We start from the raw sequence: 15,625 nt of genomic DNA on the forward strand, positions 1-15,625 counted from the left end.
GAGCGCAGGTAGCGATGGCCATTCTCTCGAAACCGAACGTGCCGCAGTTCTCGGTCGACGTTTATCAGAACGAATACCTGCCGGAGGGCGGCCGCGAGGTCAACGCCATCGTGACGGTCACCTCGACCGGCGGCGGCACCACCGGCGGCCACCCGATGCCCGGTGCCGCCTCCGGCGCGCAGAGCGGACCGGGCGCGGGCGTGGTCATCATGGTCGACTGCTCGGGGTCGATGGAGTATCCGCCGACCAAGATGCGCAACGCGCGGGACGCCACGGCCGTCGCGATCGACGCAATACGCGACGGCGTCGCCTTCGCCGTGATCGGCGGCACCCATGTGGCGCGCGAGGTCTACCCGGCCAACGGCGGCCTGGCGGTGGCCGATCCGGCGACCCGCGCCCAGGCCAAGCAGGCGCTGCGGCGGCTGACCGCGGGCGGCGGCACCGCGATCGGGACCTGGCTTCGGCTGGCCGACAAGCTGCTGTCGTCCGGGGACGCGGCAATACGCCACGGAATCCTGCTGACCGACGGCCGCAACGAGCACGAGAAGCCGGAGGAGCTGCAGTCCGCGCTGGACACCTGCGCGGGCCGCTTCACCTGCGACGCGCGCGGCGTCGGCACCGACTGGGAGGTCAAGGAGCTCACCGGGATCGCCTCGGCGCTGCTCGGCTCGGTGGACATCGTCGCCGACCCGGCCGGCCTGGCCGCCGACTTCCAGTCGATGATGGAGAAGGCGATGGGCAAGGAGGTCGCGGACGTCAGCCTGCGGCTGTGGACCCCGCAGGGCTCCGAGATCGTCTTCGTCAAGCAGGTCGCACCGGCCGTGGAGGACCTGACCGCCCGCCGTGCCGAGGCCGGGCCGCGCGCCGGCGACTACCCGACGGGTTCGTGGGGCGACGAGTCCCGCGACTACCACGTGTGCGTCAGGGTGCCGAACGCCGGTGTCGGGCAGGAGATGCTCGCCGCCCGGCTGTCGCTGGTGCTGCCGCAGCCCGACGGCACCCCGCAGGTGCTGGCGCAGGGCCTGGTGCGGGCGCTGTGGACCGACGACATGGCGGCGTCCACCCGGATCAACCCGCAGGTCGCGCACTACACCGGCCAGGCGGAGCTGGCGCAGGCCATCCAGCAGGGCCTGGAGGCCCGCAAGTCCGGTGACATGGACGGCGCGACGGCCAAACTGGGCCGCGCGGTGCAGCTGGCCAGCGCCCTCGGCAACGAGGACACGGCGAAGCTGCTGGCGAAGGTGGTCGATGTCGTCGACGCGCCGAGCGGTACTGTGCGGCTCAAGGCCCGCGTCGCCGACGCTGACGAGATGACCTTGGAGACACGGTCGACGAAGACCGTGCGGGTGAAGAAATAGCGCAGCCGGGACGCCGCAGGGCGGCGTCCCGACGCAGCTTCGCGCACAACCTGTGGACCCGCCCCGGGAGGCGGAGGGGGAGCCGGCACGATGCTTTGTCCTAACGGCCACGAGTCCGCGGCCACCGACTGGTGCGAGACCTGCGGTATGCGTATGCCCGCGCCGCCGTCCTCGTCGTACAGCACACGGCCCCCGTCGTCGGCGGCGTCGTCCTCCTCGACGCCGCCGGTCTCGCCCCAGCCCTCGTTCGGCTACGACCCGGCGGGGGCGGGCGGTCCGGGTCCCGGTCCCGGTCCCGTGCAGGTGTGCCCGGCGTGCGGGACCCCGCGGGAGGGGATGGCGCTGTTCTGCGAGGAGTGCCGCTACAACTTCCAGACGCACTCCGCCACCACCTTCGTCCCGCCCGCCCCGCACATCACCCCGACCGCGCCGGACCGGCCGCCCTACCAGCGCTACGACTCGCAGCTGTCGCGCCCGTCGCGGGTCAACAGGCCCGCGGAGCCGCTGCCGTCGGAGTCGGTCACGGTGACCTCCGGCTCCGGGGACTTCCTGCTGGACCCGCCGAGCGCGCCGACGTCCGCACCGGCCCCGCCCGGCCCCGGCCCGTCGTCCGCCGGCACCGCTCCCCCGGCCGCGCCCGGCAAGGGCAGCGCATGGCTCGCGGTGATCGCCGCGGACCGGGAGTACTTCACCGCGATGATGGCCCGCAGCGGCCCCGACGCGAGCGGCCTGTACTTCCCCGCCTTCTCCCCCGAGTTCGAACTGCCGCTGACCGGCAACCAGATCACCATCGGCCGGCAGCGGCACAGCACGGGCGAGGCGCCCGACATCGACCTGTCGCGCTCCCCCGAGGACCCGGGCGTCTCCCACAAGCACGCGGTGCTGGTCCAGCAGCCCGACGGCTCCTGGTCGGTGGTCGACCAGGACTCCACCAACGGCACCACCGTCAACCTCGCGGAGGACCCGATCCCCGCCTACACCCCGATCCCGCTGGCCGAAGGCGACCGGGTCCACGTCGGCGCCTGGACGACCATCAGCATCCGCCGGATCTGACCGCCCCCGGCAAGCGTGCCGGTCAGCCCGTGGCGGCCGGGACCGGCCAGCTGTCGGGGCCGTCCGGGGTGTCCAGCCAGATCCACTGGCGGCGGCCGTCGACGGTCAGCCCGAAGCGGCTGCGCGCCGGGCGCCGTTCCCGCAGCGAGGGGTCGTCGCCCACCGCGGGCGGCCCGATACCGGCCCCCTGGCCGCGCAGCGGCACGAAGTACGCGGGCGACGGCAGGAAGCGCCCCTCGGCCCTGCCCGGCCCCAGCACGGTGAGCAGCACGAGACCGTTCGCGAACGGCGCCAGGATCCGCGCGCCGGGACGGCACTGGACGGTCCAGGCCGGCGGGATCGCCGGCAGCTCGCAGGTCGCCACCACCCGGTCGTACGGAGCCCCCGGCGGGTGCCCGAGCGCCCCGTCGCCGGTGACGACGGTGACCGCCAGGGCCTCCGCGGTGCCGTAGGCGGCCAGGTGCTCGCGGGCAGCCGCGGTGATCGCGGCATCCAGGTCGACGGTCGTCACCGCGCCCGTACCGCCGAGCCTGTGCGCCAGCAGTGCCGCGTTGTACCCGGTGCCCGCGCCGATCTCCAGCACCCGCTGGCCCTCGTGGACGTCGAGCGCCTCGCACATCAGCGCCATCAGCGACGGCTGGCTGCTGGAGGAGACCAGCTCGCCCCCCGTGACATGGGTGGCGATCGGCTGGTCGGTGTACGCACCCTTCAGCCAGCGCAGCCGCCGCCGCGCGTCGGGGTCGTCCGCGGCGTACCGCCCGTGCCCGGGGTCGCCGGAGTCCCCGCAGAAGTACACCGGCACGAACAGGTGCCTCGGCACCGCGGCGAAGGCGGCCCGCCATGCCGGGTCGGTGAGCCCGCCGCCCGCGACGATGTGCCGCACCATCCGGTGCCGCAGCGCGGCCGCCGCGGCCCGGAGACGCTGGTCCTGAACCGACCCGGCCATTCCTCCATCGTGCTCCCGCGGCAGGGGTCCTACGACCTGGGTCCTCCGCCGGGCCGTCTGCGACCATGGTGGTGTGACTGACATCCCGCACGGCACGGTCGAGCAGCAGACGTTCTACGAGCTGGTCGGTGGCGAGGAAACCTTCCGCCGTCTGGTGCACCGCTTCTACCAGGGCGTCGCGGACGACCCCGACCTGCGGGCGATGTACCCGGAGCAGGACCTCGGCCCCGCAGAGGAGCGGCTGCGGCTGTTCCTGACGCAGTACTGGGGCGGCCCGCGCACGTACAGCGACGAGCGCGGCCACCCGCGGCTGCGGATGCGCCACGCGCCCTTCCAGGTCGACAAAGCCGCACACGACGCCTGGCTGCGCCATATGCGCGCGGCGGTCGACGAGCTGGACCTGGCGCCCGAACACGAGCGGCAACTGTGGGACTACCTGGTGTATGCCGCGGCTTCGATGGTGAACACCCCGGGCTGAGCCGGGCCGTGACCGCGGCGGGTCACGATCGTATTGCGACAATCCTCGACATGTTTCAGCACGCACCTTTGTGTTGAGAGCATCCGGTCAGGGGACAGGACGGGGGCGGCACGGGTGACCGGATTCGTACTGATGCGCGTCCGCGCCCACCGGCTGCTGCTCGCCGCCGCTCTGCTCACCGTGGTGCTCACCACCTGCGTGCTGGCCACCCTCGCCTCCTACACCGGCGCAATAGGCGACGCCGCACTGCGCCGCACCCTCCAGCACCAGGCCGCGGACCGGTCCGCGTTCGACGTGAAGGCGTCGCTTTCCGGCGAGGACAGGACCGCCCTGGACCGGGCGGTACGCGACGAGCTGGACCGGGCCTTCGGCGGCCTGCCCGCACAGGTCAAGGCCAGCACCAGGTCGGGCCCCTACGGCCTGCCCACGGCGCTGCGCCCCGCGGGAGCGCCCAAGGACTCCGACCCCGACCTGACGCTGCTCGCGACGTTCGACCGGGCGCAGCTGACCCTCGTCGGCGGGAGCTGGCCCGCAGCCGCCGCCAAGGGTGCGCGGACCGTCCAGGCCGCGGTCCCGGAAACCGTCTCCCGGGCGCTGCACATTGCCGCGGGCCGGCAGATCACGCTGGCCGACCGGCTCGGCGGCCCCCCGCTGCGGATCGAGATCACCGGGGTCTACCGCCCCACCGACCCCGGCTCGCCCTACTGGCAGCTCGACCCGCTCGCCGGACGCGGCGTCCACACCCTGGCCTTCACCACCTACGGCCCGCTGCTCGCCGACCCCGGCACCTTCGACTCGGGGCGGGTCGCCGCCGACGAGATGTCCTGGCAGGCCACCGGCGACTTCCGCAAGGCGAGCGCCGGCCGCATCGACACCCTCGAATCCGCCGTCGAGGACACCACAGCGCGGCTGAAGGCGGACAAGGCCACCGGCGCCGCCCAGGCGAGCACCGGGCTGCCGGACCTGCTCGACGGGCTGCGCCGCAGCCTGCTGGTGACCCGCTCGACGCTGCTCATCGGCGCCTTCCAGCTGATCATCCTGGCCGCCTTCGCCCTGCTGCTGGTCGCCCAGCTGCTCGCCGAGGAAAGGGCCGGCGAGACGGCCCTGCTGCGCGCCCGCGGCGGATCGCGCGGCCGGGTGGCCCGGCTCGCCGCAGGGGAGGCGCTGCTCCTGGCGCTGCCCGCGGCACTGGTCGCGCCGCTGCTCGCGGGACCGGTCACGCATCTGCTGGCGGGCACCGGGGCGATGGCCCGCACCGGGGTCACCCTCGACGGCGGCAGCGCGGGCAGCGCCTGGCTGGTGGCCGGCGCCGCCGCACTGGCCTGCGCGCTCGCCGTGGTCGTACCCGCGCTGCGCTCCACCGGCTCCACCGCCCGCACCCGGCGCGGCGGCCTGCCGGGCGCGCTGCAGGCGGGCGCGGACGTCGCACTCCTGGTGATCGCCGGCGTCGCCTACTGGCAGCTCCAGCGCCGGGCCTCCGGCAGCGGCGCGCTCAGCTCGGACAAGTCGGGCGGGCTCGGCATCGACCCGGTGCTGGTGGCGGCGCCCGCGCTGTGCCTGCTGGCCGGCACCGTCCTGGTGCTGCGGCTGCTGCCGCCCGCAGCCCGGCTCGGCGAACGCCGCGCGGCCCGTGGCAGCGGCCTGGCCCTGGCACTGGCCGGGTGGCAGCTGGCCCGCCGCCCGCGGCGCGGCGCGGCGGCCGCACTGCTGCTGGTGCTCGCCGTGGCCATGGGCATGTTCTCCATCGGGCAGGGCGCGAGCTGGGACCGCTCGCAGCGCGACCAGGCGGACTTCACCGTGGGCGCCGACCTGCGGGTGACCGGTATGACGACGCCGCCGTTCGGCCAGGCCGGCATCTTCACCGCCGTGCAGGGCGTCACCGCGGCCGCGCCCGCGGCCCGCGAGACGCTGCTGCTGCCCGGCGACCAGCACGCCACGGCCCTGGTCATGGACACCACGAAGGCCGCGAGCGCCATGCGCATCAGGTCCGACCTGACCGACGGCCGCCCGCTGCCCGCGCTGCTGGCACCGCTGCGTACCGCACCCGACGCCCGCGGCCTCGCCGTCGACGCCACGGCCCGCCAGGTGACCTTCGAGGCCACCTTGACGGCGCAGCGCGGCGGCAAGCCCGCGGGCGCCGACGACCAGCCGGACCACATCAGCGCCGCCGTCGTGGACGCCGAGGGCGTCTCGTACGACTTCGCGCTCGGCGACCTGCCGCCCGACGGCCGCCCGCACACCCTCACCCTCGACCTGGCCACCGCGGCGGGCAAGGGCTCCCCCGCGGGACCGCTGCGCCTCGTACGGTTCGAGTCGTCCTACCAGGTGCCCGCCCCGTCCGAGAGCCGGCGGCTCGCCCTGTCCTCGGCGCAGGTCACCCGGGCCGACGGCACCGTCGAGCCGCTGCGGATGCCGGCCGGCCGGCCGTGGCAGACCTCGGCCGGCTTCGACGACACCTCGCTCGGCGACGTCCCCGGCGCGGTCACCCCGAGCGCCACTGCGGCGCAGGCCGGCGGCACCGCGCTGATCTCCCTCGGCTACGAGACCGGGAGCTTCTCGCTCGGCACCGGCTCCTTCCAGCAGAGCGGCGGAACCCTGCGGGTCGGCGCGGGCACGTCCTCGCCCGCCCGGCTCACCGGCATCGCCACCGACGGCTACCTGCGGGCGGCGGGCGCGAAGGTCGGCGACACCGTCCAGGTGCAGCTCGGCAACGTGACCACTCCGGTGGTGATCAGCTCGGCCGTACGCGCCCTGCCGGGCACCGACGCGGCCACCGAGGCGGGCGCGCTGCTGCTCGACCTGCGGGCCGTCAACCGGGTGCTGGCAGCAGGCGACGCGCTGCCGATGCAGCCCACCGAGTGGTGGCTCGGCACCCGCCCCGGCGCCGCGGGCCGGGCCGCGGCCGCGCTGCGCGCCCGTACCGACGTGGACACGGTGCTGGACCGCGCCGCTGCCGCCGCGGACCTGCGGGCCGACCCGCTGGGCGCGGGTCCGCAGTCGGCGCTGCCCGCCGCGGTGATCGCCGCGGCGGTCCTGGCGGCGGTCGGCTTCGCGGTCGGCGCGATGGGCGCCGCCCGGGAGCGCCGCACCGAATTCGCGGTCCTGCGGGCGCTGGGGGCTCCACGCCGCAAACTCACCCGGATGCTGGCTGCCGAGCAGGGCCTGCTGGTGGTGGTCTCGCTCGCGGTGGGCCTGGCCCTCGGCACCTTCCTGACCCGGCTGATCACCCCGCTGATCATCCTGACCGGGCAGGCGACCCGGCCGGTCCCGCCGCTGGTGATCGAGCTGCCGGTGGGCCGGCTGGCCGAACTGCTCGCCGTACTGCTCGCCGCCCCGCTGCTGGTGCTCGTCGTGACCGCCGTGCGGCGCGGCGAACCGGCGGCGGCCCTGCGTCACCAGGCGGAGGACTGACATGCCGCTGACCGACACCTGGCTGCGGACCCGGCTGCGCGCCGCGCCCGTGGCAGCCCTCGCGCTGGCCGCCCTGGTCATGGCCACCGCCTTCCTGGCCGCGGCCCTGCCGCGGGCAGTGGACCGCTACGAGGACCGCTCGCTGCGGCAGGCCGTCACGGACGCCGCGCCCCGCGACCGCGGCGTGTCGCTGTCCGACGACTACGACACCTCGGGTGACCCGGCAGGCGAGAACAAGCTGGCCCCCGGCACCCTGGACGACGTCGAACGGAACTTCCGCGGCCTGCTGCGCCCGCCGCTGCGTATTGCCCCGGAAAACGTCGTGCAGGGCGTCAGGTCCGGCGCGGAGGCCGAGGTCCCCGACCCCGAACTGCCCCGCACCTCCGACCATGCGCCGGGCGCCGACCTGGTGGCCCAGGCGGGCCTCGCCGACCACGTGAAGGTGGTCTCGGGCGCGCTGCCCCGGCCCGAGCCCGCAGGTTCCGCCGCCCTCGCCTTCGACGGCGTGGTCACCGAGAAGACCGCGCGGGTGCTGCATCTGAAGGTGGGCCAGACCGTCCACCTGATGAAATTCGGCGCGAACCCGCTGTCGGTCACGATCAGCGGCATCGTGGCCCCGCGCGACCCTGCGGCCGGCTACTGGACCATGGACGACGACATGCTCGCCCCGCTGGTCAGCTACCCGCCGCACCTGCCGATCGACCCGCCCCACACGTACTGGCACTTCACCGTCCTGATCGACCCCACCGCGGCCCGCTCCATCCCGCTGCTGGGCACGGGCGCGTCGATGTACTGGCACCACCCGCTGCAGACCGCGCGGCTGACCGCCCACGATGTGCCGGCGCTGCGCGCGGAGATCGCCGCGCTCGGCAATGGGCCGCTGGCAACGCAGTTGGCCACGTCCACCGGTTCCTCGTCACTGCACGCGGTCGCCGGTGTCAGCGCGGTGCTGGACAGCTTCGCCGACGACCGGGCGGCCTCGCAGCCGCTGGTGCTCATCGCGGCCTTCGGCGTGGGCACCACGGCCCTCGCGGTGCTGCTGATGGCGGCGGGGCTGGCCGCGGACCGCAGGCGCGGCGAGATCTCACTGCTGCGCTCCCGCGGCGGCTCGCTGCGCGGCATCTTCCGCCGGCTGGTCACCGAGACCGCCGCGGCGGCGGTCCCTGCCGGGGCCGCTGGCACGGTGCTCGCGCTGCTGGTGCTGCCCACGGGCCGCTCCGCGGCCGCGCTGGCGCTGGGCGCGCTGGTCACCGCCGCGGGGACGCTGGCGATGCCGCTGCGGGCCACGCTGGCCGTACGGCGGCCGCGGCCGGCGGAGCGCGAGGACCTGGTGGCTCTGCGGCCCTCGCGGCGGCGGCTGGTGCTCGAACTGACCGTGACGGTGCTGGTGGCGGCCGCGGTGGCCGCGCTGCGGCGGCGGGGCACGGCGGACGGCGCCGACCCCTTCCTGGCCGCGGCGCCCGTGCTGGTCGCGGTGGCCGCCGCGCTGGTGCTGCTGCGGCTCTACCCGCTGCCGCTGCGCCGGCTGGCACGTCCCGCGGCACGGCTGCGGGGCGCGGTGACGCACCTCGGCCTTGCCAGGGCCGGACGGGCCTCCTCCGGCGGGCAGCTGCCGCTGCTGGCCCTGCTGGTGGCGCTGACCGTGGCGTCCTTCGGCGGCTCGGTGCTGGCCGGGATCAGCCACGCCAGGGACCAGGCCGCGGCGGCGGCGGTCGGCGCCGACGCCCGGGTCGACTCGATCTACCCGCTGGACGCCGAACTGCCCGCCCAGGTCGCGAAGGTGCCGGGGGTCGGCGACGTGGCCGCGGTCCGGATCGAGCCGCACGCCGCCAACCAGGACATCCAGCTGAACTTCGACCTGCTGATCGTCGACGACCCGGCCGTCTACGCGCGCATCACCCGCTCGACGGGCCTGCCGGCCTTCCCCGCGGACGCGCTCGGCGCCGGGGTCGCCGCGGGCTCGCACGGCCCGCTGCCCGCCGTGGTCTCGCCGAGGATCGCCGACCTGCTCGGCGGCGGCACGAAGCCGGTCGAGACCGGTGTCGGCGTCAGCGACATCCGGCCGGCGGCGACCCTGGAGGCCACTCCCGCCGTCGGCGACGGCGACTTCGTGATCATCTCGGGGCGGCAGCTGCACGCGCAGCACCCGCGGCTCGCCGCGTTCCCGCAGTACGGCGGCCCGACCCTGCTGCTGGCCGGCACCGCGCACGGGCAGCACATCGACGCGGCGGCCCTGCGCAAGGTCGCCGCGGGGGGCAGCAGCCCGGCCACGGTGCAGCTGCGCAGCGACAAGCGGGCGGAGCTGTCCGACAGCCCGCTGCAGCGCGGCGCCCGCAACCTGTACCTGGCGGCGGTCACGGCCGGGGCCGGCTACAGCGTGCTCGCGCTGCTGCTGTCGCTGATGGCCGCCGCGCCCGGCCGGCTGGCGCTGCTGGCCAGGCTGCGCACCCTGGGGATGCCGCAGCGGCAGTCCCGGCGGCTGGTGCTGCTCGAAATGCTGCCGCAGGTGCTGCTGGCCGCCGTGGGAGGGGTGCTGGTGGGCCTCGCGGTCGTTCCGCTGCTCGGCCCCGGCATCGACCTGCACGCCCTCACCTTCGGCAGCAGTGTGCGCACGCAGACGCAGCCGCCTTCCAGCGGGGTCGGGCTGCGCGCCGACCCCTGGTCCCTGGCCCTGCCCTCGGCCGGCCTGCTGCTCCTCGCCTGCGTGGTGCTGCTGGGGCAGGCCTGGGTGAGCGGGCGACGCCGAGAGAGCACCGAGTTGAGAGCGGGTGACCGGACGACATGAGCGGACACGGGACGACGGAGGAGCCGGGCTCCGGCACTCCGGGTGCGGCGGCGCGTACCGCCGCGGGTACGGCTCCGGCTCCGGGTGCGACCCCGGCTCCGGCCAGCCTCGCGGAGCTGGAGCGGCAGGTCGCGGAGCGGCGTGACGGACCCGCCTACGGCCAGGACTCGCTGATCAGCTGCGACCGGCTGGTCCGGATCTTCACCGCGGACGGCGTGGAGGTGCAGGCGCTGCAGGGCCTGGACCTGCTCGTCGGGAAGGGCGAGCTGATGGCGCTGGTCGGGGCGTCGGGCAGCGGCAAGTCCACGCTGCTCAACATCCTGGCCGGGCTCGACGTCCCGACCGCGGGCGCGGCCTCGGTCGGCGGCTACGACCTGCTCGCCATGGACGCCAAGTCCCGGCTCCGGTACCGCCGGGAGGTCGTCGGCTTCATCTGGCAGCAGACCGCGCGCAACCTGCTGCCGTATCTGACCGCCGCCCAGAACGTCGTCCTGCCCATGCAGCTGTCCGGCCGCGGCGGGCTGCGGCACAAGCGGCAGCGCTCCGCCCGCGCCGCCGAACTGCTCGGCATCCTGGGCGTCTCGCACTGCCACGACCGGCACCCGGCCCAGATGTCCGGCGGCGAGCAGCAGCGGGCCGCCATCGCGGTCGCCCTGGCCAACGACCCGGCCGTCGTCCTCGCCGACGAGCCCACGGGCGAGCTGGACTCCGCCACCGCGGAGCAGGTCTTCGGCGCCTTCCGCACCGCCAACGAGCAGCTGGGTACCACCGTCGTGGTCGTCACCCACGACCAGTCCGTCGCGGACGCGGTGCACCGCACAGTCGCCATCAGGGACGGCCGCACCGCCTCCGAGGTCGTGCGCCGCACCGAGATCGACGAGCACGGCCAGGAGTCGGTGGTGGCCCGCGAGTACGCCACCGTGGACCGGGCCGGCCGGCTCCAGCTCCCCCGCGACTACACCGAAGCCCTGGCCATCCGCCGCCGCGTCCTGCTGGAGCTCCAGCAGGACCACATCACGGTCCGCCCCGACGACCACCCCGCCCAGCAGCAGGACTGACCGCGGAGCGGCCGGTGCCGTCAGGCCGGCGAGAAGCTCAGGCCCGCGGCGGCCGACTCCCGCCGCACCGCCACCGAGCCGTAGCCGGTGCGCAGTCGCGTCCACGGCCCCGCTGCCAGCAGCGCGACGGCGTCGTCGCCGTCCCCGCGCAGGAAGCCCAGCGCGTGGGCCGCGTGCACAACCCGCAGGGTGGTGCCCTGGTAGGGCCGCGTCCACAGCTCCTCGGCGAGCGCGTCGAGCGCCGCCCGGGTCCGCTCCTGCTCGGGCAGCGCCTCGGTACGTGCCCGGAACTCCGCGACCGCCTCGACCGCGGCCTTCCGCACCTGCCCCGGGTCGAACTCCGCCACCCGCTGCCATCCGCTCTGCGGCGGCAGCAGCCCTGCCCAGGCAGGACCGGTCACGGACGGCGGCAGCTCGAAGCCCTCAGCCGCCGCCGACACCGCTTCGAGCAGCTGGCCGGCCGACACCGTCGCGTCGACGGCCGCTGCCAGCGCGTCGGCGCCGCGCACCGCCGTGCTGCGCACGGCGAGCACACCGCCGAACGGCGGGTGCCCGAAGACCCCCAGCGCCGGTTCGCCCGCCGCGGACCGCAGCCGCACCACGGCCGCCTTGTCCCAGCGCACCAGCCGCCCGAGGAAGGCGGCGAGGTCCGCCGCCTCCCCCGCGCTGTCGCCGGCGCCGTCGTGGCCGAGAGCCAGCCGGACCGCGCTCATACGGCGACGGATCCCTCGTCGTCGCGGTACTTCTCCAGGAAGGTCCGCTCCTCGGCCGTGATCCGCCGGGGCCGCCCCGCGGCCAGGTTGTACGGCACCACGACGGTCGACGCCCGCGCGTAGACCGTCTCCGCGTCCTTGACCTCGTAGCGGACCGTCATGGACGCCGCCGTTATGTCGATCACCCAGGTCTCGATGTCCACCGGCGCGTGCCGGTGCACCAGCGGCTTCAGGTAGTCGATCTCGTGCCGAGCCACGACGGAGCCGCCGGTGAAGGACGCGCTTCCCTCGCCCGGCGCCAGGCGGAACATGAAGTCGATCCTGGCCTCCTCCAGATACCGGAGGAAGGCCACGTTGTTGACGTGCCCGAAGGCGTCCATGTCCGCCCAGCGCAGCGGGCAGCGGAAGATGTGTCGTGCCATCAGCCGCGCGTCAGCTTCTTGTACGTGGCGCGGTGCGGCCTGGCCGCGTCGGGGCCGAGCCGCTCGACCTTGTTCTTCTCGTAGGACTCGAAGTTGCCCTCGAACCAGAACCACTTCGAGTTGCCCTCGTAGGCCAGGATGTGGGTGGCGACCCGGTCGAGGAACCACCGGTCGTGGGAGACGACCACGGCCGCACCGGGGAACTCCAGCAGCGCGTTCTCCAGCGAGGACAGCGTCTCCACGTCGAGGTCGTTGGTCGGCTCGTCGAGGAGCAGCAGGTTGCCGCCCTGCTTGAGGGTGAGCGCCAGGTTCAGCCGGTTGCGCTCACCGCCGGACAGCACGCCCGACGGCTTCTGCTGGTCGGGACCCTTGAAGCCGAACGCCGACACGTACGCCCGCGACGGCATCTCGACCTGGCCGACGTTGATGTAGTCCAGGCCGTCGGAGACGACCTCCCACAGCGTCTTCTTCGGGTCGATGTTGGAGCGGTTCTGGTCGACGTAGGAGATCTTCACCGTCTCGCCGACCTTGATGGTCCCGGAGTCCGCCTCCTCCAGGCCCTGGAGCATCTTGAACAGCGTCGTCTTACCGGCGCCGTTGGGGCCGATGACGCCCACGATGCCGTTGCGCGGCAGGGTGAACGACAGGTCGTCGATCAGCACCTTGTCGCCGAAGGCCTTGGACAGGTTCTCGACCTCGACCACGATGGCGCCCAGCCGCGGACCCGGCGGGATCTGGATCTCCTCGAAGTCCAGCTTCCGCATCTTGTCGGCCTCGGCCGCCATCTCCTCGTAGCGCGCAAGCCTCGCCTTGGACTTGGCCTGCCTGCCCTTGGCGTTGGAGCGGACCCACTCCAGCTCTTCCTTGAGCCGCTTCTGCCGCTTGGCGTCCTTCTGGCCCTCGACCTTGAGCCGCGAGGCCTTGTTCTCCAGGTAGGTGGAGTAGTTGCCCTCGTAGGGGATCGCCCGGCCGCGGTCCAGCTCCAGGATCCACTGCGCCACGTTGTCCAGGAAGTACCGGTCGTGGGTGACGGCCACGACGGTGCCCGCGTACTTGGCCAGGTGCTGCTCCAGCCACTGCACGGACTCCGCGTCCAGGTGGTTGGTCGGCTCGTCGAGCAGCAGCAGGTCGGGCGCTTCGAGCAGCAGCTTGCACAGCGCCACCCGGCGCTTCTCGCCACCGGACAGGGTGGTCACCTGCCAGTCACCGGGCGGGCAGCCCAGCGCGTCCATCGCCTGCTCGAGCTGTGCGTCCAGGTCCCAGGCGTTGGCGTGGTCGAGCTTCTCCTGCAGCCGGCCCATCTCGTCGAGCAGCGCGTCGGAGTAGTCCGTCGCCATCAGCTCGGCGATCTCGTTGAACCGGTCCAGCTGCGCCTTGACCTCGGCGACACCGTCCTGCACGTTCTCCAGCACGGTCTTGGACTCGTCCAGCGGCGGCTCCTGCAGCAGCATGCCGACGCTGAAGCCGGGCGACAGGAACGCGTCGCCGTTGGACGGCTGCTCGAGCCCCGCCATGATCTTGAGCACGGTGGACTTACCGGCACCGTTGGGGCCGACCACACCGATCTTCGCGCCCGGCAGGAAGCTCAGCGTCACATCATCGAGGATGACCTTGTCGCCGTGCGCCTTGCGCGTCTTGCGCATCGTGTAGATGTACTCAGCCAAGAGAAACCGTCCGGCAGATCGAGAAGGGCCAATGTGCGGCTCCGCCGCGTGAGGGCAGATACACCCCATCTTGCCAGCCGTCCACCCTTGCGGGCGAATGGGTCCCGGCGCCGGGTGCGGGGGCGCCGGGACCCGGTGGGTCACTCCGCGCCGGTGGCGTTCTTCTTGCGGCGGAAGAAGAACACCGCGCCGCCGCCGAGGACGACCAGGGCGATGGCTATCCCGGCGATCATGGGCGTGGCGTTGCTGCTGCCGGTCGCTGCCAGGTCCTGGTCACTGCCGGCCGGGCTCGGCTGGTTCGCCGGGGTGGTCGGCACGGTGGTCGCGCTCTTGCAGTCCAGCACGCCCTCGAAGGACTTCACCGACGTGTCGGGCAGGGTGACGTCGATCTTGTAGTGCTGGTCCTCGGCCACGGGAACCAGGACGGTCTGCGAACCGCCCGGGGCGACGGTGTAGTCCTTGCCGCCCAGGGTGAAGACCAGGTCCTCGTCGCCCTTGTTGGCCGCGGTGACGTCGACGCCGCCCTTGGCGCAGTTCACCTTGGCGCTCACCGCCGGTATCGCGCCCTTCTTCGCCCACGTGGCCGTGGCCTGCGCGGTCAGCGGGGTGGTGTCGGAGCCGGCCAGGATCTGGGTCTGGCTCGCGACGTCGTTGGCACCGAAACCGGTGAAGGCGCGACCGACCGGCACCGTGGTGGTGGCGGTCACCTTCACGGTGGCGGTGCCGTCCTTGGTGCCCGCGGGGACGTCGAAGTACAGCTTGCTGCCGTCCTTCGCCGTGGTCACCGGCTTGCCGTCGGCGTCCACCAGCTTGACTCCCGCGGCGTCGGGGGCGATCTCCGCCGTGGCGGTGGCGGCGTTGGTGTGCACGGTCACCGGGCCGATGCGGTCGCCGGACTTGCCCGAGACCGAGGGCGGGTCCAGGGTCAGCGACGCGTCGGGCTCGGCGACGGCGACAGCCGTCGTGGACAGGTAGTCGGCCAGCTGCTCGGCCGCCGGGTCGTTCGCCTTGGCCGTCGGGTCGTCCGAGAGGCGCCAGATGGCGACCTGGGTGCCCGCCGCCGCGGTCTTCTTGGTCAGCGGCCCGGCCCCTGCGGTCTTCGCCAGCGCGTCGAGGTCATCGACCTGCGGGAAGGAGTGGTTGAGTATCCACGCGATCTTCCCCGCCTTGGTGCGGTCCTTGCCCTGCTGGTAGAGCGATGTCGCGCTCCAGGGCACCTCCTGGTACTGCGCCTTCGGCTTGGTGGAGTTGAACAGGTCGATGCAGTACGTGTAGATGCTCTTGCCGCCGCCGAGGTCCATCTTGAACAGGCCGGCGGTCTCATGGCTGTTCGTCTTGCCGTCCTTGGTGGCGACCGTGGCGACATCCGAGAGATCACTCTGGATGCCGTCGAGAACGGCCGTCGCGCCGCTGGACGACGGGGTCGCGTCGTCCGCGACCGCGCTTCCCGCGCCGGCGAAGGCGCCTGCCGCGAGCAGGCCGGTGGCAATACCGGCCGCCGCGATGCGGGCAGCGCTCCGCCTGTAGGTGGTGAACATGGTGTTTCCCCTCCGGGCGAGGCGGGTCGGTGGGAAAGAGGGTCGCCTCGCCTGCAGCTCCGAGCCCCCGTGTGTCAGTGCCGAAATCCTAGGAACCACGCGCAACACGAGCACCTAAAGGGTCTCCATCCGCCCTTTTCGCTTCCCAATCGTTACCCGCTTGTGCGCATGTTTCCCTGTTTGTCGACAAGTCCCCGCG

At 73.7% G+C, this 15,625-nt stretch carries 11 protein-coding genes; 6 read left to right on the plus strand and 5 right to left on the minus strand.

The genetic code is table 11. The features are described from left to right. The first annotated feature begins 14 nt into the window (after window positions 1-14). Together NFU81_RS12255 and NFU81_RS12260 are read left to right on the plus strand one after the other, a co-directional pair. Entirely contained in the window at window positions 15-1,358 is a 1,344-nt protein-coding gene (locus NFU81_RS12255) for a vWA domain-containing protein (RefSeq protein ID WP_251488731.1), read from the plus strand. Window positions 1,359-1,505: 147 nt separating this feature from the next. Then, window positions 1,506-2,411 (plus strand): FHA domain-containing protein, encoded by a 906-nt coding sequence (locus NFU81_RS12260; protein ID WP_251488733.1) that lies wholly within the window; start codon window positions 1,506-1,508, stop codon window positions 2,409-2,411. Between the two features lie 22 nt (window positions 2,412-2,433). Here NFU81_RS12260 and NFU81_RS12265 read toward each other — a convergent pair whose 3' ends face one another. Next, the gene (locus tag NFU81_RS12265; protein WP_251488735.1) at window positions 2,434-3,357 is read right to left on the minus strand and encodes a methyltransferase domain-containing protein; all 924 of its coding nucleotides are present in this window, start codon (window positions 3,355-3,357) and stop codon (window positions 2,434-2,436) included. Between the two features lie 73 nt (window positions 3,358-3,430). Here NFU81_RS12265 and NFU81_RS12270 point away from each other — a divergent pair, with 73 nt between their 5' ends. The 4 genes from NFU81_RS12270 (at window position 3,431) to NFU81_RS12285 (ending at window position 11,089) form a co-directional block, all read left to right on the plus strand. Next, window positions 3,431-3,835 (plus strand): globin, encoded by a 405-nt coding sequence (locus tag NFU81_RS12270; protein ID WP_251488737.1) that lies wholly within the window; start codon window positions 3,431-3,433, stop codon window positions 3,833-3,835. A 114-nt stretch (window positions 3,836-3,949) separates the two neighbouring features. After that, window positions 3,950-7,246 (plus strand): ABC transporter permease, encoded by a 3,297-nt coding sequence (locus NFU81_RS12275; RefSeq protein ID WP_251488739.1) that lies wholly within the window; start codon window positions 3,950-3,952, stop codon window positions 7,244-7,246. A 1-nt stretch (window position 7,247) separates the two neighbouring features. Further along, complete coding sequence (locus NFU81_RS12280) at window positions 7,248-10,031, plus strand: FtsX-like permease family protein (protein WP_251488742.1); 2,784 nt, start codon at window positions 7,248-7,250, stop codon at window positions 10,029-10,031. After that, window positions 10,028-11,089 (plus strand): ABC transporter ATP-binding protein, encoded by a 1,062-nt coding sequence (locus NFU81_RS12285; protein WP_251488745.1) that lies wholly within the window; start codon window positions 10,028-10,030, stop codon window positions 11,087-11,089. The genes NFU81_RS12280 and NFU81_RS12285 overlap by 4 nt, the downstream gene beginning before the upstream one ends. Before the next feature lie 20 nt (window positions 11,090-11,109). Here NFU81_RS12285 and NFU81_RS12290 read toward each other — a convergent pair whose 3' ends face one another. The 4 genes from NFU81_RS12290 to NFU81_RS12305 form a co-directional block, all read right to left on the minus strand. Next, the gene (locus tag NFU81_RS12290) at window positions 11,110-11,802 is read right to left on the minus strand and encodes a DUF8185 domain-containing protein (RefSeq protein ID WP_251488748.1); all 693 of its coding nucleotides are present in this window, start codon (window positions 11,800-11,802) and stop codon (window positions 11,110-11,112) included. After that, window positions 11,799-12,224, minus strand: a complete 426-nt coding sequence (locus tag NFU81_RS12295; RefSeq protein WP_251488750.1) for an acyl-CoA thioesterase — start codon at window positions 12,222-12,224, stop codon at window positions 11,799-11,801. Before NFU81_RS12295 ends, NFU81_RS12290 begins: the two co-directional genes overlap by 4 nt. Next, complete coding sequence (ettA, locus tag NFU81_RS12300; RefSeq protein WP_251488753.1) at window positions 12,224-13,888, minus strand: energy-dependent translational throttle protein EttA; 1,665 nt, start codon at window positions 13,886-13,888, stop codon at window positions 12,224-12,226. The genes NFU81_RS12295 and ettA overlap by 1 nt, the downstream gene beginning before the upstream one ends. Window positions 13,889-14,028: 140 nt before the next feature. After that, on the minus strand, window positions 14,029-15,426 hold the full coding sequence (locus tag NFU81_RS12305) for an LAETG motif-containing sortase-dependent surface protein (protein WP_251488755.1): 1,398 nt from the start codon (window positions 15,424-15,426) through the stop codon (window positions 14,029-14,031). Window positions 15,427-15,625 lie beyond the last annotated feature (199 nt).

The sequence above is a fragment of the Actinacidiphila cocklensis genome (assembly GCF_907177275.1).
In the GTDB taxonomy this organism is placed as follows: domain Bacteria; phylum Actinomycetota; class Actinomycetes; order Streptomycetales; family Streptomycetaceae; genus Actinacidiphila; species Actinacidiphila cocklensis.

Bases quoted from the DNA above. Each gene is read 5' to 3' on its own strand.
- NFU81_RS12280 (WP_251488742.1), top strand. From the start codon at position 7,248: ATGCCGCTGACCGACACCTGGCTGCGGACCCGGCTGCGCGCCGCGCCC.
- NFU81_RS12255 (WP_251488731.1), top strand. From the start codon at position 15: ATGGCCATTCTCTCGAAACCGAACGTGCCGCAGTTCTCGGTCGACGTT.
- NFU81_RS12265 (WP_251488735.1), bottom strand. From the start codon at position 3,357: ATGGCCGGGTCGGTTCAGGACCAGCGTCTCCGGGCCGCGGCGGCCGCG.
- NFU81_RS12290 (WP_251488748.1), bottom strand. From the start codon at position 11,802: ATGAGCGCGGTCCGGCTGGCTCTCGGCCACGACGGCGCCGGCGACAGC.
- NFU81_RS12305 (WP_251488755.1), bottom strand. From the start codon at position 15,426: ATGTTCACCACCTACAGGCGGAGCGCTGCCCGCATCGCGGCGGCCGGT.
- NFU81_RS12260 (WP_251488733.1), top strand. From the start codon at position 1,506: ATGCGTATGCCCGCGCCGCCGTCCTCGTCGTACAGCACACGGCCCCCG.
- NFU81_RS12285 (WP_251488745.1), top strand. From the start codon at position 10,028: ATGAGCGGACACGGGACGACGGAGGAGCCGGGCTCCGGCACTCCGGGT.
- NFU81_RS12295 (WP_251488750.1), bottom strand. From the start codon at position 12,224: ATGGCACGACACATCTTCCGCTGCCCGCTGCGCTGGGCGGACATGGAC.